Genomic DNA, 17,348 nt, shown 5'->3' with positions numbered 1-17,348 from the left:
CGCGGGCCGCGCCGGGACGGGCGGCGGGCTCAGGCGCCGGCCGTGCGGCACTCCGGGTGGCCCCAGCCCTGGGCGTTCTTCGCGATGGACTCGCCGGCCGCGTAAGCGCGGCCGCACTGGCAGCGGCCGGGGAACTTGGCCTTGATCGTGCGCGTGGCCCCGGCGGACTGCGCGGATCCGGAGGCCGTGCCCGCCCGCTTGCCGGGGGCCCTGCGGCGAGCGGGCCGGGACGCCGGGGCATCGGGGGCGGGCGGCGGTTCGGGGGAACCGAGCGCGCTGCCCGCGGCCTCCTGGACGCTCGCGGCCCGGCTGGCGGCCCGGTCCGCGAAGTCGTTGAGCGGGTCTCCGTCGACCTGGTGCGCGGGCACGTAGCGGAACTCCACCGAGCGGCCGGCGAGCAGCTCGTCGATGCGGACGACGAGCTCCTGATGGGCGACCGGCTTGCCCGCGGCGGTCTTCCATCCGTTGCGCTTCCAGCCGGGAAGCCAGGTGGTCACGGCCTTCATGGCGTACTGCGAGTCCATGCGGATCTCCAGCGGCACCTGCGGGTCGGTGGCCGCCAGCAGCTGTTCCAGGGCGGTGAGTTCGGCGACGTTGTTGGTGGTGCGGCCGAGCGGCCCCGCCTCCCAGCGCTCCGCGCTCCCCGCCTCGTCCGCGACGACCCACGCCCAGCCCGCCGGTCCGGGGTTGCCCTTCGATGCCCCGTCGCACGCGGCCACCACTTGTTCACGCATGGACTCGATCATGCCATGGCCGGGCGGTCCCGCCGCCGGGCGGTCCCGCCGCCCGGCGGTCAGGGGACGTCGGTGGTCTGCGGCATCTCTCCGGCCGTGGTCGTGACGTCGATCACGGAGAAGTTGGCGCCCTGCGGGTCGCTGAGCGCGGCGAACCGGCCGAAGGGGCTGTCCATGGGGCCGAAGCGCAGCACGGCACCCAGCTTCGTCGCCGTCGCGACCGCCTCGTCGCAGTCGGGGACGGTGAAGTAGACGTTGATGTAGGAAGGGACCTCGGGCGGGAAGTCGTCGGTCATCCTCATCCGGCCGAGGACGGTGCTGCCGTCCAGGTCGTAGAGCCGGAAGTCCATCCCGTCGTCCTGCATCTGCTTCGCCGTGTACGGGAAGACGGCGGACAGGAAGGCGTCGGTCCGGTCCGGATCGCGGGTGAAGACCTCGGCCCAGCAGTACGCGCCCGGCGTCTGCACAGGGGCCTCGAAGCCCTCGTGGGTACCCGCCTGCCACACGCCGAAGACGGCGCCGCTGGGCTCGCGAGCCAGGCACATCGTCCCGAACTCGCCGACCTGCATCGGCTCCATCAGGACCTCGCCACCGTTCTCCCGGATGCGGCCCGCGACGGCGGCGGCGTCGGTGGCGGCGAAGTACAGGCACCACTGCGACTGGCCTTCCTGGCCGGGCATCGGCGGGACGACGGCGGCGGCGGCCTTGCCGTCCGCGTAGGCCTGGGTGTAATTGCCGTACTGCGACGAAGCCTCGCCGAAGGTCCAGCCCAGTACCTCGCCGTAGAAGTCCTTGGCAGCCTCCAGGTCGGTGAACATCGCGTCGGCCCAGCAGGGGGTTCCCTCAGATGGTGCGGCCATGACTGCGAACCTCTTCCGGTGCGGTGGGTCGTCCCCCTCCCTCACGCTAGCCAGGAGCGGCACGAAGCGCGCGCCGAGGGCGCCGGTGCGTTCCAGACTTGAAGGGCGGAGGGCGACGGCTCTCGGCGGTTCTCCGGGGAAGCGAGGCACGGTATGGCGGACAGGACGATGCGGGCGTGGACGGTGGCGTCCCCGGGGCCGGTGGCGGAGGGTGCCCTGGAGTTCGTGGAGAAACCGGTCCCGCAGCCGGCCGACGGCGAGCTGCTCGTACGGGTGCGGGCGTGCGGGGTGTGCCGGACCGACCTGCACGTGGTCGAGGGCGACCTGCCGGTGCACCGGCAGCGTGTCACACCCGGCCACGAGGTGGTGGGCGAGGTGGCGGAGCTCGGGGCCGCGGTGACCGGTTTCGCGCCGGGCGACCGGGTGGGCGTGGCCTGGCTGCGGCACACCTGCGGCGCCTGCGCCTACTGCACGCGCGGCGCCGAGAACCTCTGCCCCGCCTCGCGGTACACGGGCTGGGACGCCGACGGCGGGTACGCCGAGTACACGACCGTCCCCGCGGCGTACGCCCACCGGCTGCCCGAGGGCCTGGACGACGTGGCCGCGGCACCGCTGCTGTGCGCGGGCATCATCGGCTACCGGGCGCTGCGCCGGGCCGCTGTGCCGCCGGGCGGACGGCTGGGGCTGTACGGCTTCGGGGGCAGCGCGCACCTGTGCGCACAGGTCGCGTTGGCCGAGGGCGCCACGGTGCACGTGCTGACCCGGGGCGCGGCGGCACGGCGGCTCGCGCTGGACCTGGGTGCCGCCTCGGCCGGCGGCGCGCGGGACATGCCGCCCGAGCCGCTGGACAGCGCGATCCTCTTCGCACCGGTGGGCGATCTGGTCCCCGTGGCGATGCGGGCCCTGGACCGGGGCGGGGTGCTCGCGATCGCCGGGATCCATCTGAGCGATGTGCCGCCCCTGCACTACGAGAGCGACCTCTTCTACGAGAAGGAGATCCGCAGCGTCACCTCCAACACCCGGGAGGACGCGCGCGACTTCCTCTCCCTCGCCGCCCGCCACGGGGTCCGCGCCACCACGCACCCCTACCCCCTCTCCGATGCCGTACAGGCCCTCACCGACCTGAAGGAGGGGCGGTTCGACGGGGCCGCGGTGCTGGTGGACGACGTGACGTGACAGAGGGCGCGGAGCGCGGGGCTTGCCGGGCCCGGCGGCGGAAAGCGCTTCGACGCGGGCGGTTTGATCCGGTGTCATGAAGGGTGTGTGCGCACAGAGAATGCATCCGGATGAGATCGAACTCGACGCCGCCCTCGTCTCCCGGCTGATCGCCGACCGGTTCCCGCACTGGGGACCGCTGCCCGTGCAGCGTGTTCCCTCCTCGGGGACCGAGAACGCCATGTTCCGGCTGGGAGCGGACCTGGTGGTGCGGCTGCCGCGGCGTCCCGGTGCCGTCCAGGACGTGGCGCACGAGCAGCGCTGGCTGCCCCGGCTGGCACCGCTGCTGCCGGCCGCCGTACCCGAGCCGATCGGGCACGGCCGGCCCGACGGTGCCTTCCCCCGGCCGTGGTCGGTCTACCGCTGGCTGGACGGCCGCAATCCGGAGGCCGGGGCGGTCGAGGAGCCGCGCCCGCTGGCCGAGGACCTGGGTGCCTTCGTCACCGCGCTGCGTGGGGTGGACACGTCCGGAGCACCGCGCGGTTCCCGGGGCGTGCCGCTGGCCCGGCGCGACGAGCCCACCCGCGCGGCCGTCGCCGAGTTGGGGGAACGGGTCGACGCCGACGCGGTGACGGCCCTGTGGGAGGAAGCGCTGCGGGCTCCCGCCCACGACGGGCCGCCGGTCTGGGCACACGGCGACCTGTCGCCCGGGAACGTCCTGGTCGAGCACGGCCGACTGGGCGCCGTGATCGACTTCGCCACGGCCGGCGTCGGCGACCCGGCCGTGGACCTGATCGTCGCCTGGAACCTGCTGCCCGCCGCGGCGCGCGGTACCTTCCGCAAGGCCGTGGGCTGCGACGACGCCGAGTGGGCGCGGGGCCGCGGCTGGGCGCTGTCCATCGCGCTGATCGCCCTGCCGTACTACTGGCGGACGAACCCGCCGCTCGCCGACAACTCGCGGCACGTGATCCGGGAGATCCTCGCGGAGTCCGCCCGGAGCGGATCCGGGCACGATCTCTGAGGTCCGGCGCCCGACCAGCGCCTCGAACGTGATCACTCGGTTGGATTTCCGGCATACGTCGAGGTGTTCGACGGCGCCCCGCGAGATCCGCGCGGGCCTGCCCCCGGCCGGCGGGCCCGCCCGCCCTCGCGTGTGCGGGGCCGATCGCGGTCGGGCGCGACGCGAGGGCCCCGGAGGCGCTGCGGACCGGGGCGGGACCCGCGCGGCGCGGCTGCAGCTACTCCCCCGCGTACGCCTTCTGCAGCGCGGCGATGTCGAGCTTGCCCATCGCGAGCATGGCCCCCATGGCGCGGGTCGCCCTGTCCGCATCCGCCGAGCCGATCATCTCCATGAGGACCTTGGGGACGACCTGCCAGGAGACGCCGTACTTGTCCTTCAGCCAGCCGCAGGGGCCCGGCTCACCACCCTCGGTGAGCTTCGACCAGTAGTAGTCGATCTCCTCCTGGTCGTCGCACAGGATCTGGAAGGAGACGGCCTCGTTGAAGGTGAACTCGGGGCCGCCGTTGAGACCTACGAACTTCTGCCCGTTGGCCGTGAACTCGACCGTCAGCACGGTACCGGCGGGGCGCGGGGCCCCCTCCGTGTAGCGGGTGACCTCGCCGAGGCTGGAGTTCTTGAAGATCGAGACGTAGTGGTGGGCGGCCTCCTCCGCCTGATCGTCGAACCAGAGGCAGGTGATGAATCCGTCGGCGGTCATGAGTACCTCCTGGGGGAACGGGACGCCGGTCATGTGTATGGACCGGGACGGTCCCCGAAACTCATCGCTCGCCGCGGAGTCGGCCGGAATGCACCCGGACGGCCCTGTCACCGGGCCGCCCGTGCCACGCCGGGCGGCCCGGTGACGGCGCGGCACGCGGACCGTCGCGGGCGACTACCGCCCGTTCGAGGCACGGCGGGGACGCCGTCCCGGGCATCACGACGGGCCGACGTCGCCCGGGACGCGACAACTAGTCGCCGCACCAGGCAACGTTCGCCCCGTCGCGACGCCCGGCACGCACTCTCGCTGCACCGGACGAAAGCCCGAGTACATCCCGTACGAGGGCTTCCGGCCGGCACACCGGGAGCACGCACCGGACGCCGCTCCTCGACGGGCGAACGTTGCCTGCCGCGGCACTAGCATCACGGTCATGACCGCCTCACCTGCCGACAGCGGCATCCGCCCCCTCCGCCTGGCCGTTCCGCAGCGTGTTCTCGACGACCTGCACGACCGCCTCGACCGGGCCCGGTGGCCGGACCGGCCACCGGGCCCGGACTGGGCGCACGGCGTCCCGCTCGACTACCTGCGCGACCTCGTCCGGTACTGGCGTCACGACTACGACTGGCGTGCCGCCGAGGCACAGCTCAACCAGTGGCCGCAGTTCACCACGACCATCGACAGGCAGAACGTCCACTTCGCGCGGGTCCGCTCCCCCGAGCCGGACGCCACCGCGCTGATCCTCACCCACGGCTGGCCTGGGTCGATCGCGGAGTTCCTCGACGTGGTGGGGCCGCTCACGGACCCCGTGGCCCACGGCGGGGACCCGGGCGACGCCTTCCACGTCGTCGTCCCGAGCATTCCCGGATTCGGGCTGTCCGGGCCCACCACCGAGGCGGGCTGGGAGGCGGGCCGCGTCGCGGACGCGTGGGCGGAGTTGATGACACGGCTCGGCCACGACCGGTTCGGCGTGCAGGGCGGGGACTGGGGCGCGGCGATCTCCCGCGAGGTGGGGCGCGCCCACCCCGGGCGGGTGATCGGCGTGCACCTCACCCTGCTGCCCGGGGCGCAGCAGGCCACCGAGCCGACGGAGCAGGAGCTCCGGGAACTGCCGGCCGGGGAGCGGGACCGCGCGCTCCGCTCGTGGCGGCGGTGGCAGGCGTTCTCGGCCGAGGGGACGGGCTACTTCCACCAGCAGGCCACCCGGCCGCAGACGCTCGCGTACGGACTCACCGACTCGCCCGTTGGTCAACTCGCCTGGATCGTCGAGAAGTTCAGGGAGTGGACGGACTGCCGCCAGGTTCCCGAGGAAGCCGTCGACCGGGACCGGCTGCTGACGAACGTGATGCTGTACTGGCTGACCGGGACGGCCGGTTCCTCGGCCCGGATCTACTACGAACGCCTGCACACCACCTCCGGCCGCGTGGCGGCGCCGGCAGAGCCGTCGACCGCGCCGACGGCGCTGGCGCTGTTCCCGGCCGAGCCGCAGATCCCCATGCGGCGGAACGCCGAGCGCACCGAGAACCTGGTGCGCTGGACGGAGTTCGACCGCGGTGGGCACTTCGCGGCGATGGAGGAGCCGGACCTGCTGGTCGGCGACGTACGGGCGTTCTTCCGGGGGCTGCGGGCCGAGGACGTGGAGTGAGGGCTCTGCCCGTGGCGAATTCGCCGCGGGCAGAGGAATCCCCCGCAGAGCGGGGTCCCGGCCGACAGTGGGTCTCGTCCACCGCACCGCACGTGACGACGAGGAGCACCGATGCCCCCACTGAGCGCCGGCCCCGCGCCGGCCCCGACGCCCCGCGCCCAGGAGGGCGACACCCCCGTGACCCGGTTCGACGACCAGCTCGCCGCCCAGTTGCTCGGGCAGCGGATCGTGCTGCTGGGCACGCAGGTCGACGAGGTCTCGGCGAACCGGGTCTGCGCCCAGCTGCTGATCCTGTCGGCGGAGGATCCGCGCACCGACATCGGCCTGTTCATCAACTCTCCCGGCGGCTCGGTCCACGCGGGCCTGGCCGTGTACGACACGATGCGGCTGATCCCGAACGACGTCTCGACACTCGCGATGGGATTCGCCGCCAGCATGGGGCAGTTCCTGCTGAGCGTCGGCGCGCCCGGCAAGCGGTACGCGCTGCCCCACGCGCGGATCATGATGCACCAGCCGTCGGCGGGGATCGGCGGCACCACCGCCGACATCGAGATCCAGGCGGAGAACCTGGAGTTCACCAAGCGGACCATCGAGCGGATCACCGCCGAGCACACCGGTCAGAGCCCGGAGACCATCTCCCGGGACGGCGACCGCGACCGCTGGTTCACGGCCGAGGAGGCCAGGGAGTACGGCATGGTGGATCGGGTCGTGGAGTCCTTCGTGGACATCCGCCCGGCGGCCGGCCGGCGACGGACGGGGCTGTGAGCATGGGCACCTACACCATTCCGCAGGTGATCGAGCGCACCCCGCAGGGGGAACGGTCCTTCGACGTGTTCAGCAGGCTGCTCGACGAGCGGATCGTCTTCCTCGGCACGGAGATCGACGACGGCGTCGCCAACGTCGTCATCGCGCAGCTGCTGCATCTGGAGTCGGCGGCCCCGGAGCGGGAGATCGCCCTCTACATCAACTCGCCGGGTGGTTCGTTCACTTCGCTGACCGCGATCTACGACGCGATGACGTTCGTGCAGGCGCCGATCTCGACGTTCTGCGTCGGGCAGGCGGCGTCCACGGCGGCAGTGCTGCTGGCGGGCGGGGATCCGGGGCGGCGGTTCGTGCTGGAGCACGCGCGCGTGCTGCTGGGGCAGCCCGCCTCCGGCGGCCGGCAGGGCACCGTCTCCGACCTCGCCCTGGAGGCCAAGGAGATGGTGCGTGTCCGGGCGCAGGTGGAGGAGGTGCTGTCCCGGCACACGCACCACGACGTGGCCACGCTGCGCGCGGACATGGACCGGGACAAGGTGTTCACCGCGCACGAGGCGGTGGCCTACGGGCTCGCCGACGAGGTGCTCGTCAGGCGGCTCCCGGGCGGGTGACCCCGCCGCTCAGGCAGCCAGGCACAGTCCGTCGAACGACGCCGTGGTCGACCTCGGGCGGCTGCGGTGCACGGGCCGGGTGAGCTGCGTGTGGGCTCGGGCCAGCAGGTCGCCGAGGCCGAGGCCGAGTGCGTGGGCGGCGGCCGCGAGGACCTCGGAGGAGGCCTCCTTGCGGCCCCGCTCGACCTCCGAGAGGTAGGGCATGGAGATCTTGGCGGCCTCGGCGACGTCCTTGAGCGTGCGCTCCTGCGCCAGGCGTTCGCGCCGCAGGATGTCGCCGACCAGATCGCGCCAGAGCGGTTCCTGGCCGGCGGGGCGGGGCCCGGGCCCCGGAGCCCGTTCCGCGGAGCGGGGTCCGGGGCCGGTCGCGGGCCGATCCTCGGGGCGATGCCCGGATCGGCGTTCGGGCCGGGCGGCGGGGGTCCGCAACGGGACGGCCCGGGCCTCGTCCGGCGTACGGCTGCTCACCTGATTCCACGTCTGATGGCTCACCCGGCCAGCCTAGGAGCGACGGCCGCCCGGCGGGGGGCATCGGCGTTCCGCCCTGCGAGAAGTCCCTTCGCGGCACGGCAGTTGGCATGCATGACGGGTACCGGGGTAGTCGGACCCTCGGTGAGCACGATGCCGACGTCCGTCTCATTCGACTTGCAGGAGGGGAAGCCGATGTCCACCGCCGTGATCCGGCAGGAGACAGAGGTCGTGGAGAAGAGCACCGGGACCAGCACGGGTGAGGGAGCCCTGCCGGACGTCGTCGACGCACGGAGTGTGGCACCGCGCGACGCGCGGCAGCTGTCGCGTCAGTTCTTCAGGCGCCTGGCAGAGCTCGAGGAGGGCACGCACGAGTACCAGTACGCCCGCAACACCCTCATCGAGATGAACATGTCCTTGGTGCGATTCGCCGCGGGGCGTTTCCGGGGTCGCGGGGACGACATGGAGGACATCGTCCAGACCGGGATGATCGGCCTGATCAAGGCCATCGACCGGTTCGAGCTGTCCCGCGAGGTGGAGTTCACCTCGTTCGCGCTGCCGTACATCGTCGGTGAGATCAAGCGGTTCTTCCGGGACACGACGTGGGCGGTACACGTTCCTCGGCGACTGCAGGAGCTGCGGGTGGAACTGGCCAAGGCGCGGGACGAACTGTCGGGCCGGCTGGACCGGGAGCCGACGGTGTCGGAGCTGGCCACGCTGATGAACCTCTCGGAGAACCAGGTCGTAGAGGCGCAGATCGCCGCCAACGGGTACAACTCCTCCTCGCTGGACGCGGCGCTCACCGGCGACGGGCCGGAGCAGGGAGAGGCCGTCCTCGCGGACTTCATCGGCGTCGAGGAGGACGGGCTGCGGCTCGTGGAGGACTTCCAGTCGCTGGCCCCGCTGATGGCGGACCTCGACGAACGCGACCGGCAGATCCTGCATCTGCGATTCGTGGAAGAGGCGACACAGGCCGAGATCGGCGCGCGGCTGGGATGCTCGCAGATGCACGTCTCGCGGCTGATCAAGCGGATCATCACACGGCTGCGGGAGGGCATGCTGGGCGAGCTGGACCACGCCTGAACAAGCGTGGGGAGCGGGCCGTCGGGGACGGCCCGCTCCCCACGTCCGGATCGGCTCACGTCGTGCGCGGTCCGGGCCGGCTCACCGCGCCTGCAGCGGCACCACGGCCCGGACGCGCTTTCCGACCGGCACCACCTCGCACCTCACCTCGGTCGCCAGGGCGTGGACGATCTCCAGACCGTGGCGGCCGATCCGTGTGGGGTCGCGCGGGAAACGCAGGGGAAGAGCGACGCTGCTGTCGTAGACGCAGACCGTCACAGCCGTGTCGGTGCCCTCCAGGTCCAGGACGTAGGGGCCGTTGCTGTGCCGGTCGGCGTTGGTCACGAGTTCGCTCACGACGAGCATGAGCTCGTCGCGTGCCCGGTCGCCGATCATGGCGCACCACTCGGTCCTGAGCTGATCGACGAACTGCGCGGTGAACGCCCGCGCAGCGGCGATGCTCCCCGGTTCGCCGGTGTAGTGGGCGGCCCGTCTGAGTGGTTCCACGGGCACGTCGAAACCAGTGGGTATCACTGCCCCGCCCAGGTGTTCGGTCATGCGTGGTCTTTCTGGATAGCCGGACTGGCCGGATCGTGCTGCACCAGTCCTCGTACCCCGAGCACGGCGGTGCACTCCCCGGGGCTGGTGCGTCGGGGAGTGCTGTTGGTTACAGCGTGAGTGCCGGTGCGCCGGCGGTCGTCCGCGCGGACGGCCCGGCGCCCGTGGCGGCGGCGCCCGGCGACCGGGACATCGGGGCCGAGGCCGAGGTGGACGTCGTCGCCGGCGACGCGCCGGTCGCGGGCGCCGAGGTGGTGGACGTCCCACCGCCCTACGACGTCTGGCTGGGCGGCGGCTCGGACGACGGCGACTGGCTCGGCGGTGTGGAGCCCGGGGACTCCGAGCCGGGCGACTGCGAGTCCGAGGACGGCGTGGAGGGGCTGGTCGACGTCGACGGGCAGCCGGTCGGCGGTGTCTCGTCACCGGAGGGGCACGGCGTGGGGCTGGTGGGCGTGACACTCGGGGTGGGCGTGGCCGGCGGCGGGGTCGGCTTGTCGTGGTGGCCGGTGTCACCGCGCTGGCGGGCGAACCAGTCGTGGTCGTCCGGGTCGTAGAGGACGAAGATGTTGATGATCGTCGTCGTCGGCTGGACCACCACGACGTTCGCGGGGTTGTACGACGGCCAGGTGTCGCCGGTGACCTTCGGGGTTCCCTGCTGGGCGACGGGCTGCGTGAGCGGGTTGCCGCAGGCACAGCGCACCCGGGGCACGCCGTGGCCGTCGACGAGGACGGCGGTGCCCGCCTGGAGGACAGCCTGGTACGTGGTGGCGGAACCGTCACGGTAGCCGTGGTTGGTCACCCGGGTGTCCATGCGCAGCTGGACGGGGGTGAGGGCGCGCAGGTAGCCGGGCACCTTGGAGGGCTGGACGCCCGCGACCGACGCGAAGGCCTGGTTCTTGTCCGGGTCGGACTGGAGGAACTTGATCTGCTTCTCCACGTCGCAGCTGGAGGTGTTGCGGGTGCCGCCGTACAGGCCGGGGGCGCCGCCGCTGACCCCGCGCACCTCGTTGGCGGGTGCGGACTCGCCGGGCGCGGGGGGCGAGACGGGCGGGGCGGAGCTGTCCTCCGCGGTGGACGCGGTGAACGGGTCGGGTCCGGTGTTGGCCGCCGGCTGGGCGAAGATCTCGCCGCCTCCGCCGCCGCCCGAGCCGCCGTCGGGCCGGGTGAGGACGACGACCAGAGCCACGACGGCGACCACCGCGGCGGCGGCAGCGGCCACCCGCGGCGCGGACCGCCACCAGGGGTGGTGGGGTTCGGGTCCGCCGTCTCCCCCGCCCGTGCCGGGCGGCTGGGAGGGCGGGCCCGAGGGCGGCTGGGAGGGCCCCGACAGGGGGCCGGACGGCGGCCCTGTGGGGCGGCCGGACGACGGCGGTTCGACGCTCACGAGCACTTCTTCCCGCGTGGGGCCCCATCGGAATAACCCGAATTCAGCCCATTCGATCCACAACACCCTATTGTGTGCATCGCTCGCTCCCGCGCCGCAAGCGGGACGCGGACGGGTCTCTCGGCGGGCGCGCGGCCCCGGGGCTGCTTAGCGTGGCGGTGTGAGCCCGTCGAACCCTTCCGGCCGGACCGTCGCCCCGCACGGCTGGGTGCAGGCCGTCGCCACCGCGCTGGCCGGCCTGGTCGCCATGGGGGTCACCGCTGCGCTGGGCCTGTGGGCGGCGGGCGCCGCCGATCTTCCGGGCGGCGGCTTCGCACCCGTGGTCGCGGCGACCGTGGTCACGGCCGTCGGCGGCACCGTGGAGGTGTCCGGGAACGCCGGGGGTCTCGCCGACACCGCGGCCGGGCTGACGGTGATGCCGCTGTCGGTCACGCTGGCCGGGGTGCTCGTCGTCGCGGCCGGATTCCTGCGGCCGTTGCGACACCGGGCGGTCGCGAGCGCCGGCGAACTGGCCGGCTGGGCCGGCCGCATCGCCGTGGTCTGGCTGCTCGGACTGATCGGCCTGGCGCTGGCGGCCCGGCACACCTTCGCCGTCCCGCTGGGCGACGAGACCATCAGCGACCTGGGCGACCTGTTCGGCGTCTCTCCGGAGGTCGGGTTCCGCGCGAACGTGCCGCTGACCGTGGTCGTCGGCCTGGTGTGGCTGGCCGGGACCCTGCTGCTGGCGCTGGCCGTGTCACGGCGGGCGCCGCTGCCGGGCAGGTTGCTGCCCTTCCAGACATCGGTGCGCCCCGCCGCGTACGCCATGGTGGTGCTGCTGCTCGTGCACGTCGTGGCGGGCCTGGTCGTCGCCGTGGTCGTCGCGGCGACCCGCGGGCACCCGGCCGAGACGCTCGCCGTGGCGCTGCTCGGGCTGCCCAACGTGGTGTGGCCGGCCCTGACCATCGGCCTGGGCGCCGACTGGCACGGCCGGGTGCAAGGCCCGTTCGACCTGCCGATGCCGCATGTGCTGGACGAGGTGCTGCGCACGCCGGACGTCTCCACTCTGAACCTGCAAGCGCTGGCCGACTACGACAACCGGTGGTGGTGGCTCGTGGTCGTCGAGGCCGTCCTGCTGCTCGCGGCGGGGTTCCTGACGGCGGTCCGGTCACCGGCCCGCATGCGGACGTGGCAGCACGCGGTGCACCTGGCCGTGGCGCTGGCGCTGACCGTGCTGATGATCTGCCTCGTCTGCCGGATCTCGGCGCACCTCGGCCTGTCCCTGTTCGGCATCGGCGACCTCGGCGGCGCCCTGTCCGCGCGGCTGTTCCTGCGCGCCGACGTGTGGCCCGCGCTGGGCCTGGCCCTGCTGTGGGGGCTGGTGGCCGGCTTCCTCGGGGCCCTGGCCGCCCGGCCGGTGCGGCGGCGCGGCGTCACCCCCGGCGACGCATGACGGGCTCCGCCCAGGCGGGGGGCGGTTTCGCGGTCCCGCCGGCGGGTGCGGGGGCCACCGCCACGTCGACCTCGGTCGGCGCGTGCCCGGCCGCGGGGCCGCCGGTACCGGCGTCGCGCAGCGCCGAGACGAACGCCAGGCAGGAGTCGTAGCGTTCGTCGGGGCTCTTGGCCAGGGCCCGGGCGAAGACCGCGTCGACCTCGGGCGGCAGGTCCGGGCGTGCCTCGGTGAGCGGCGGGGGCTCGTCGTACTGGTGGGCCCACAGCAGAGCCATGTCGTCGTCGCGGCGGAACGGCGGACGGCCGGCCAGGGTCTCGTGCACGACGCAGGCGAGGCCGTAGACGTCGCAGCGGCCGTCGACGGGTCGGCCGGAGATCTGTTCGGGGGCGACGTAGTCGAGGGTGCCCACGAACTGGCCGACGGTGGTGAACCCGGTCAGCGACAGCGACTTCTTGGTCAGCCCGAAGTCGGTGAGGTAGACGTGCTCGGGATGGTCGCTGTCGGTGCCGCGGGCCACCAGGATGTTGCCCGGCTTGACGTCCCGGTGGACCAGCCCGTGATCGTGTGCGGCGTCGAGCGCCGAGGCGACCTGTGTGGCGATGCGCACGGCGGTGGCCAGCGGCAGGGGCCCCTGCCGGTCGAGCAGGTGCCGCAGATCGCTGCCGGCGACGTAGCGCATGGCGATGTAGAGCACGCCGTCGGTCTCGCCCGCCTCGAAGACCGGCACGATGTGCGGGTGGTCGATGGCGGCGGCCGTCCGGGACTCGTGGACGAAGCGCTTGCGGAAGGTGTCGTTGCGTGCCAGCTCCGGTGCCAGCAGCTTCAGCGCCACCGTGCGGTCCAGCCTCAGGTCGCGCGCGCGGTAGACGACGGCCATGCCGCCGCGGCCGATCTCCTGCTCGATGCGGTAGCCCGCGACCCGGCGGCCGATCAGCTCGGAGGGGCGACCGGAGAACAGGCTCGTGTCACCGCCCATCAGCCGTCACCGTCGGGCGCCACTACGCGCGTCGGGGCGTGTCCGGCGCCCTGCCCGGGTGGGCGCGGTTCCCCCTCGGCCGCGTACGTGGTCACCCGGGTGCCGTCCCCGTAGAGCCACCGGTCGCGCTCGGCGTCGTACAGCCACATGTCCTCCCCGTCCACCACCACTCCGATCCGCAGCCCCTCGGTGCGCTGCCGGAAGGCGGCGCCGTCGAGCCCGCCGGCGGCGAGCTCCTGGGCGGCGGCGCGGTAGCGGGCGAGGACGGTCTCGACGCCGGAGAGCAGCGCGAGGGGGTCGCCGGCGGCCTCCAGGGAGCCGTCCGCGGTGGGTGGGTCCTGGGGTACGGCGACCAGGAGGCGGCCGTCGACCCAGGCGGACCAGCCGTTGGCGCACAGCACGTGCCCCCAGTCGCCGCGCCGCTCGGTGAGCTGGACGGGCAGCAGCGGATCCAGGGAGACGGTGGGCCGGGTCGGGTCGGGGGACTCCCAGGCGGGCATGCCGTCCGGGGGGACCACGTGCGAGGGCCGGAAGCCGGGCGTCGGCAGGGTCATCGCTCTCGCCTACCTCCGCATCACGGCGGGCTCGTGGCGGCGCAGCAGCCGGGCCACCAGCAGCCCGAAGAGCAGAGACAGCACGAGCAGCATGCCGATGTCGAGCAGCCAGGTCCCGGTGTCGTGGGCGAAGAGGGGGTCGCCGGTGAGGTCGCCGGGCACGATGCGGGCCAGGTCGAGGGTGCCGGCCATCGCGCCGAACGCCCATCGGGAGGGCACCAGCCAGGACAGCTGGTTCAGGCCCGGCACCCCGTCGAGCGGCAGCAGGGCACCGCAGAAGACGACCTGGACGATCGCCAGCAGCACCAGCAGCGGCATCGTCACCTCCTCCTTGCGCACCAGCGCGGAGATCAGCAGGCCGAGCATCATCGCGGTGAACGCGAGCAGGGCGACGGCGATGGTGATCTCGACGAGCGGGGGCATCAGCACGCCCTCGCCCCCGGGCGCGTTGAGGTCGACGCCGAGCAGGGCGACGAGGGTGAGGACCACGGCTTGGAGGATCGTGACCGTGCCCAGCACCACCACCTTGGACATCAGGTACGCCGATCTGGGCAGGCCGACGGCCCGCTCCCGCTGGTAGATCACGCGTTCCTTGACCAGCTCGCGCACGGCGTTGGCGGCGCCGGTGAGCACGCCGCCGACGCACAGGATCAGCAGCGCGTTCATCGCGGTCTCCCGGGTGAGCTCGCTGCCGGCGAGCGCGCGGGCCATGGCGCCCATCACGAACGGCAGCGCGATCATGATGGCGAGGAAGGTGCGGTCGGCGCTGAGAGCCGCGGTGTAACGGCGCACGAGCGTGCCGAGCTGGGCGCCCCAGCTGCGCGGCGGGGACGGCGGAGTCATGATCACCGGGCCCTCGCGGGGCCGGTGGGGCTGCACTCCGGCGTCGGAGACGTATCTGCGGTACTGGACGGAGAGGCGGTAGTCGCCTGCCCAGTCGCGTTCGCGGTCCCGTTCGAACGACTCGAAGGCCTCGGGCCACTCCTCGAACCCGAAGTAGGGCAGGGCTTCCCGGGGCGGCCCGTAGTAGGCGATCCGCCCGCCGGGGGCGAGCACCAGCAGCCGGTCGCAGACGTCGAGGCTGAGCACGCTGTGGGTGACGACGATGACGGTGCGGCCGTCGTCAGCGAGCCCGCGCAGCATGTGCATCACCGAGCGGTCCATGCCCGGGTCCAGACCCGAGGTCGGCTCGTCCAGGAAGAGCAGCGAGGGTTTGGTCAGCAGCTCCAGCGCCACACTGACGCGTTTGCGCTGGCCGCCCGAGAGGCTGTGCACGGGCTGCGCGGCGCGCTGGTCCAGGCCGAGTTCGCGGACGACCTCGTCGACGCGGGTGCGCCGCTCGTCCCGGGCGGCGTCCTGCGGGAAGCGCAGTTCGGCGGCGTAGCCGAGGGCGCTGCGGACGGTGAGCTGGGAGTGCAGGATGTCGTCCTGCGGGACGAGGCCGATGCGCTGCCGCAGTTCGGCGTAGTCGTGGTAGAGGTCGCGCCCGTCGTACAGGACGGTGCCGTGGTCGGCGGGGCGCTGCCCGGTCAGGGCGCCCAGCAGCGTGGACTTGCCCGCGCCGCTGGGTCCGACGACGGCGAGCAGGCACTTGGCCCCGACGGGGAAGGACACCTGTTCCAGCAGGGTCTTGCGGCCCCGGTCGACGACGACCGTGAGGTCCTGGACGTCGAGGGAGACCTCTCCGGTGTCGACGTACTCCTGGAGCTGGTCGCCCACGAGGCAGAAGGCGGAGTGGCCGATGCCGACGATGTCGCCGGGGGCGAGCGGGGCGCTGGTGACGCGGCGGCCGTTGAGGAACGTGCCGTTGTGGCTGCCGACGTCGGCGATCTCGTAGCCGGCCCCGGGCGCGAAGCGCAGTTCGGCGTGGCGGCGGGAGACGGTCAGGTCGTCGACGACGAGGTCGTTGTCGGCGGCACGGCCGATGCGCACGCTGCGGGCGGGCAGCGGGCGGACGGTGGTGGGCTGCCGGAAGGTGCCGGTCAGCGCCGGCATGGAGACCTCCGACGGACGCTCGGGCACCGGTTCCGGCTCCGGGGGGCTCACGAGGACCACGCAGGGGCCGTCGGCGGGGTTGCCGAAGCGGATGACACTGCCGGAGCCGACGTACCGGTCCTGGACGCGGTGGCCCTCGGTGTAGGTGCCGTTGGTGCTGTCGTCGTCGTGCAGGACCCATCTGCCGGCCTCGGGGTGCAGGACGGCGTGGTGCCAGGAGACGCGGGCGTCGTCGAGGAAGATGTCGCTCAGCGGGTCCCGGCCGACGTGGTAGTCGCGGCCCGGGGTCATCACCAGGGAGCCCGTCTCGGTCTGGAGCACGAGTTCGGGCGCGGTGGACAGGGCCGGCCGCTCCGCCATGCCAGGATTCTACCGATTTGGCGGTCGGCGCGCCCCGCAGACCGGGACCTCAGCCCACGGGCATGGCCAGCGACGCGGCCATCCGCTGCATGCGCAGGGCGTCGACGGACTCGGCGAGCAGTTCGTACTCGGTGGTGTCGTCGCTGGCGGCGACGCGCACCAGCCGGCCGTCGGCCAGTTCCTCGGCCACCAGCTCCTGCTCGCCGGCGTCGGCGCACCAGGCGCGCAGCACGCCCGGGACGTCGGGCACCCCGTCGGCGACCGGCACGAGTGCGGCGGTCGGCACGTGTGCGCTGTCGGGGCCGGGGTCCAGCCGCTCGGCGATCCAGGAGGCCCGGTCGCGCAGCCACCACAGCGCGAGCGCCAGCGTGGGAGCCCGGTAGGTGCCGAGCGGTACACCGACGCGCCGGCCGTCGCAGACGCCGTACGCCGTGACATGGCACAGGAACTCGTCGTGCACGTCTCACTCCCCCGTGACGCGTCGTTCGCCGGCCGGATCGGCCCGGCATTCCGTGCGGCTCGTGTGCGGTGCACTACCCCTCGTGTTCGAGTATGTTCACTCCTGAATCACTGTCACCACGCTTTTCCAGCCAGTCTCCTGGCATATGCGCGAGGCCGACTGGCCGAAACACGGCGACCGGGGCGCGGGCGGCTCGTGAACGGTTCCGGCGGCGGGGGACGCGGACCCGGTGGCCTACGGCCGGGGACAGCGGCTCCGGCATGCCGGTGCAGCGCGGGCGTACCCCTCGGGGCCAGGCACCAGGAGCCGCGCGGTGCAGCGCTGCCGCACAGCGGGGGCGTCCCGCAGGTACGCGGCGACGGTCTGTTCGACCGCGAACGTCGCGGCCGCGTGCGTCGCTTCGACCGCGCCGCCCTCCTCGATGAACCCGCCGTCCGGCAGGCACCGTCCGACGTCCCACCGCCGCGGTGCCCGGGCTGCGGTGGACGGTCCAGGCCACAGCGTCTGTTCGGCGTGGAGGATCACCGGGTCGGTGACCGGCTCGGGGTGGAGCCGGGCCTCGAGAATGTTGGGGGAGCGGGGGATCGGGCATGGCCAGGGAGTGCGTCCACACCCGGGAC

16 protein-coding genes and 1 pseudogene are annotated in these 17,348 nt (G+C 73.3%); 7 read left to right on the top strand and 10 right to left on the bottom strand.

The annotated features are described in order from the left end of the window. Positions 1–29: 29 nt before the first annotated feature. Together JS756_RS06770 and JS756_RS06765 are read right to left on the bottom strand one after the other, a co-directional pair. Positions 30–746: a ribonuclease H family protein gene (locus JS756_RS06770; protein WP_205382023.1), complete on the bottom strand. Its 717-nt coding sequence runs from the start codon at positions 744–746 to the stop codon at positions 30–32. A gap of 47 nt (positions 747–793) precedes the next feature. Next, positions 794–1,594 carry a VOC family protein gene (locus tag JS756_RS06765; RefSeq protein WP_205382022.1) on the bottom strand — a complete coding sequence of 267 codons (801 nt, stop codon included), beginning with the start codon at positions 1,592–1,594 and terminating at the stop codon, positions 794–796. Positions 1,595–1,762: 168 nt separating this feature from the next. Here JS756_RS06765 and JS756_RS06760 point away from each other — a divergent pair, with 168 nt between their 5' ends. Beyond that, entirely contained in the window at positions 1,763–2,770 is a 1,008-nt protein-coding gene (locus JS756_RS06760) for a zinc-binding alcohol dehydrogenase family protein (protein WP_205382086.1), read from the top strand. Between the two features lie 100 nt (positions 2,771–2,870). Beyond that, complete coding sequence (locus tag JS756_RS06755) at positions 2,871–3,770, top strand: aminoglycoside phosphotransferase family protein (RefSeq protein ID WP_205382021.1); 900 nt, start codon at positions 2,871–2,873, stop codon at positions 3,768–3,770. A 217-nt stretch (positions 3,771–3,987) separates the two neighbouring features. Here JS756_RS06755 and JS756_RS06750 read toward each other — a convergent pair whose 3' ends face one another. Then, the gene (locus JS756_RS06750) at positions 3,988–4,467 is read right to left on the bottom strand and encodes a VOC family protein (protein WP_205382020.1); all 480 of its coding nucleotides are present in this window, start codon (positions 4,465–4,467) and stop codon (positions 3,988–3,990) included. A 430-nt stretch (positions 4,468–4,897) separates the two neighbouring features. On the opposite strand from JS756_RS06750, the gene JS756_RS06745 reads away from it, so the two are divergent. The 3 genes from JS756_RS06745 to JS756_RS06735 all read left to right on the top strand — a co-directional run bounded on the left by JS756_RS06745 (position 4,898) and on the right by JS756_RS06735 (position 7,479). Further along, a complete protein-coding gene (locus JS756_RS06745) occupies positions 4,898–6,109 on the top strand; it encodes an epoxide hydrolase family protein (RefSeq protein ID WP_205382019.1) in 1,212 nt (403 codons plus the stop codon). Positions 6,110–6,220: 111 nt separating this feature from the next. Further along, on the top strand, positions 6,221–6,874 hold the full coding sequence (locus tag JS756_RS06740) for an ATP-dependent Clp protease proteolytic subunit (RefSeq protein WP_205382018.1): 654 nt from the start codon (positions 6,221–6,223) through the stop codon (positions 6,872–6,874). A gap of 2 nt (positions 6,875–6,876) precedes the next feature. Further along, the gene (locus JS756_RS06735) at positions 6,877–7,479 is read left to right on the top strand and encodes a ClpP family protease (RefSeq protein ID WP_205382017.1); all 603 of its coding nucleotides are present in this window, start codon (positions 6,877–6,879) and stop codon (positions 7,477–7,479) included. A 9-nt stretch (positions 7,480–7,488) separates the two neighbouring features. Here JS756_RS06735 and JS756_RS37530 read toward each other — a convergent pair whose 3' ends face one another. Then, positions 7,489–7,947 (bottom strand): helix-turn-helix domain-containing protein, encoded by a 459-nt coding sequence (locus JS756_RS37530; protein WP_205382085.1) that lies wholly within the window; start codon positions 7,945–7,947, stop codon positions 7,489–7,491. A gap of 195 nt (positions 7,948–8,142) precedes the next feature. On the opposite strand from JS756_RS37530, the gene JS756_RS06725 reads away from it, so the two are divergent. Next, a complete protein-coding gene (locus JS756_RS06725; protein WP_205382016.1) occupies positions 8,143–9,030 on the top strand; it encodes an RNA polymerase sigma factor SigF in 888 nt (295 codons plus the stop codon). Between the two features lie 81 nt (positions 9,031–9,111). Here the strand turns inward: JS756_RS06725 and JS756_RS06720 are convergent, their stop codons facing one another. Both JS756_RS06720 and JS756_RS06715 read right to left on the bottom strand, forming a co-directional pair. Beyond that, the gene (locus tag JS756_RS06720; protein ID WP_205382015.1) at positions 9,112–9,567 is read right to left on the bottom strand and encodes an ATP-binding protein; all 456 of its coding nucleotides are present in this window, start codon (positions 9,565–9,567) and stop codon (positions 9,112–9,114) included. 109 nt (positions 9,568–9,676) lie between these two features. Then, a pseudogene (locus JS756_RS06715) lies at positions 9,677–10,951 on the bottom strand (DUF6777 domain-containing protein). Between the two features lie 160 nt (positions 10,952–11,111). Between JS756_RS06715 and JS756_RS06710 the strand changes: the two are divergent. After that, the gene (locus tag JS756_RS06710) at positions 11,112–12,383 is read left to right on the top strand and encodes a streptophobe family protein (protein WP_205382013.1); all 1,272 of its coding nucleotides are present in this window, start codon (positions 11,112–11,114) and stop codon (positions 12,381–12,383) included. Here the strand turns inward: JS756_RS06710 and JS756_RS06705 are convergent. From JS756_RS06705 to JS756_RS06690, 4 genes are read right to left on the bottom strand one after another with little or no spacing between them, the layout of a single operon-like run. After that, positions 12,364–13,359, bottom strand: coding sequence for a serine/threonine-protein kinase (locus tag JS756_RS06705; RefSeq protein WP_205382012.1), 996 nt, complete (start codon positions 13,357–13,359; stop codon positions 12,364–12,366). The two genes, JS756_RS06710 and JS756_RS06705, sit on opposite strands and share 20 nt — an antisense overlap. Continuing rightward, positions 13,359–13,907, bottom strand: a complete 549-nt coding sequence (locus tag JS756_RS06700) for an SH3 domain-containing protein (protein ID WP_205382084.1) — start codon at positions 13,905–13,907, stop codon at positions 13,359–13,361. Before JS756_RS06700 ends, JS756_RS06705 begins: the two co-directional genes overlap by 1 nt. A 15-nt stretch (positions 13,908–13,922) precedes the next feature. Further along, entirely contained in the window at positions 13,923–16,268 is a 2,346-nt protein-coding gene (locus JS756_RS06695; protein ID WP_205382011.1) for an ABC transporter ATP-binding protein/permease, read from the bottom strand. A gap of 49 nt (positions 16,269–16,317) precedes the next feature. After that, the gene (locus JS756_RS06690) at positions 16,318–16,728 is read right to left on the bottom strand and encodes a hypothetical protein (protein ID WP_205382010.1); all 411 of its coding nucleotides are present in this window, start codon (positions 16,726–16,728) and stop codon (positions 16,318–16,320) included. Positions 16,729–17,348 lie beyond the last annotated feature (620 nt).

The sequence above is a fragment of the Streptomyces actuosus genome, from assembly GCF_016921115.1.
GTDB classification, from domain to species: domain Bacteria; phylum Actinomycetota; class Actinomycetes; order Streptomycetales; family Streptomycetaceae; genus Streptomyces; species Streptomyces actuosus_A.
The sequence above is the reverse complement of the archived record's forward strand: the minus strand, read 5'-3'. Positions and strand labels throughout refer to the sequence as shown.

Bases quoted from the DNA above. Each gene is read 5' to 3' on its own strand.
- JS756_RS06770 (WP_205382023.1), bottom strand. From the start codon at position 746: ATGATCGAGTCCATGCGTGAACAAGTGGTGGCCGCGTGCGACGGGGCA.
- JS756_RS06765 (WP_205382022.1), bottom strand. From the start codon at position 1,594: ATGGCCGCACCATCTGAGGGAACCCCCTGCTGGGCCGACGCGATGTTC.
- JS756_RS06760 (WP_205382086.1), top strand. From the start codon at position 1,763: ATGCGGGCGTGGACGGTGGCGTCCCCGGGGCCGGTGGCGGAGGGTGCC.
- JS756_RS06755 (WP_205382021.1), top strand. From the start codon at position 2,871: ATGCATCCGGATGAGATCGAACTCGACGCCGCCCTCGTCTCCCGGCTG.
- JS756_RS06750 (WP_205382020.1), bottom strand. From the start codon at position 4,467: ATGACCGCCGACGGATTCATCACCTGCCTCTGGTTCGACGATCAGGCG.
- JS756_RS06745 (WP_205382019.1), top strand. From the start codon at position 4,898: ATGACCGCCTCACCTGCCGACAGCGGCATCCGCCCCCTCCGCCTGGCC.
- JS756_RS06740 (WP_205382018.1), top strand. From the start codon at position 6,221: ATGCCCCCACTGAGCGCCGGCCCCGCGCCGGCCCCGACGCCCCGCGCC.
- JS756_RS06735 (WP_205382017.1), top strand. From the start codon at position 6,877: ATGGGCACCTACACCATTCCGCAGGTGATCGAGCGCACCCCGCAGGGG.
- JS756_RS06725 (WP_205382016.1), top strand. From the start codon at position 8,143: ATGTCCACCGCCGTGATCCGGCAGGAGACAGAGGTCGTGGAGAAGAGC.
- JS756_RS06720 (WP_205382015.1), bottom strand. From the start codon at position 9,567: ATGACCGAACACCTGGGCGGGGCAGTGATACCCACTGGTTTCGACGTG.
- JS756_RS06705 (WP_205382012.1), bottom strand. From the start codon at position 13,359: ATGGGCGGTGACACGAGCCTGTTCTCCGGTCGCCCCTCCGAGCTGATC.
- JS756_RS06695 (WP_205382011.1), bottom strand. From the start codon at position 16,268: ATGGCGGAGCGGCCGGCCCTGTCCACCGCGCCCGAACTCGTGCTCCAG.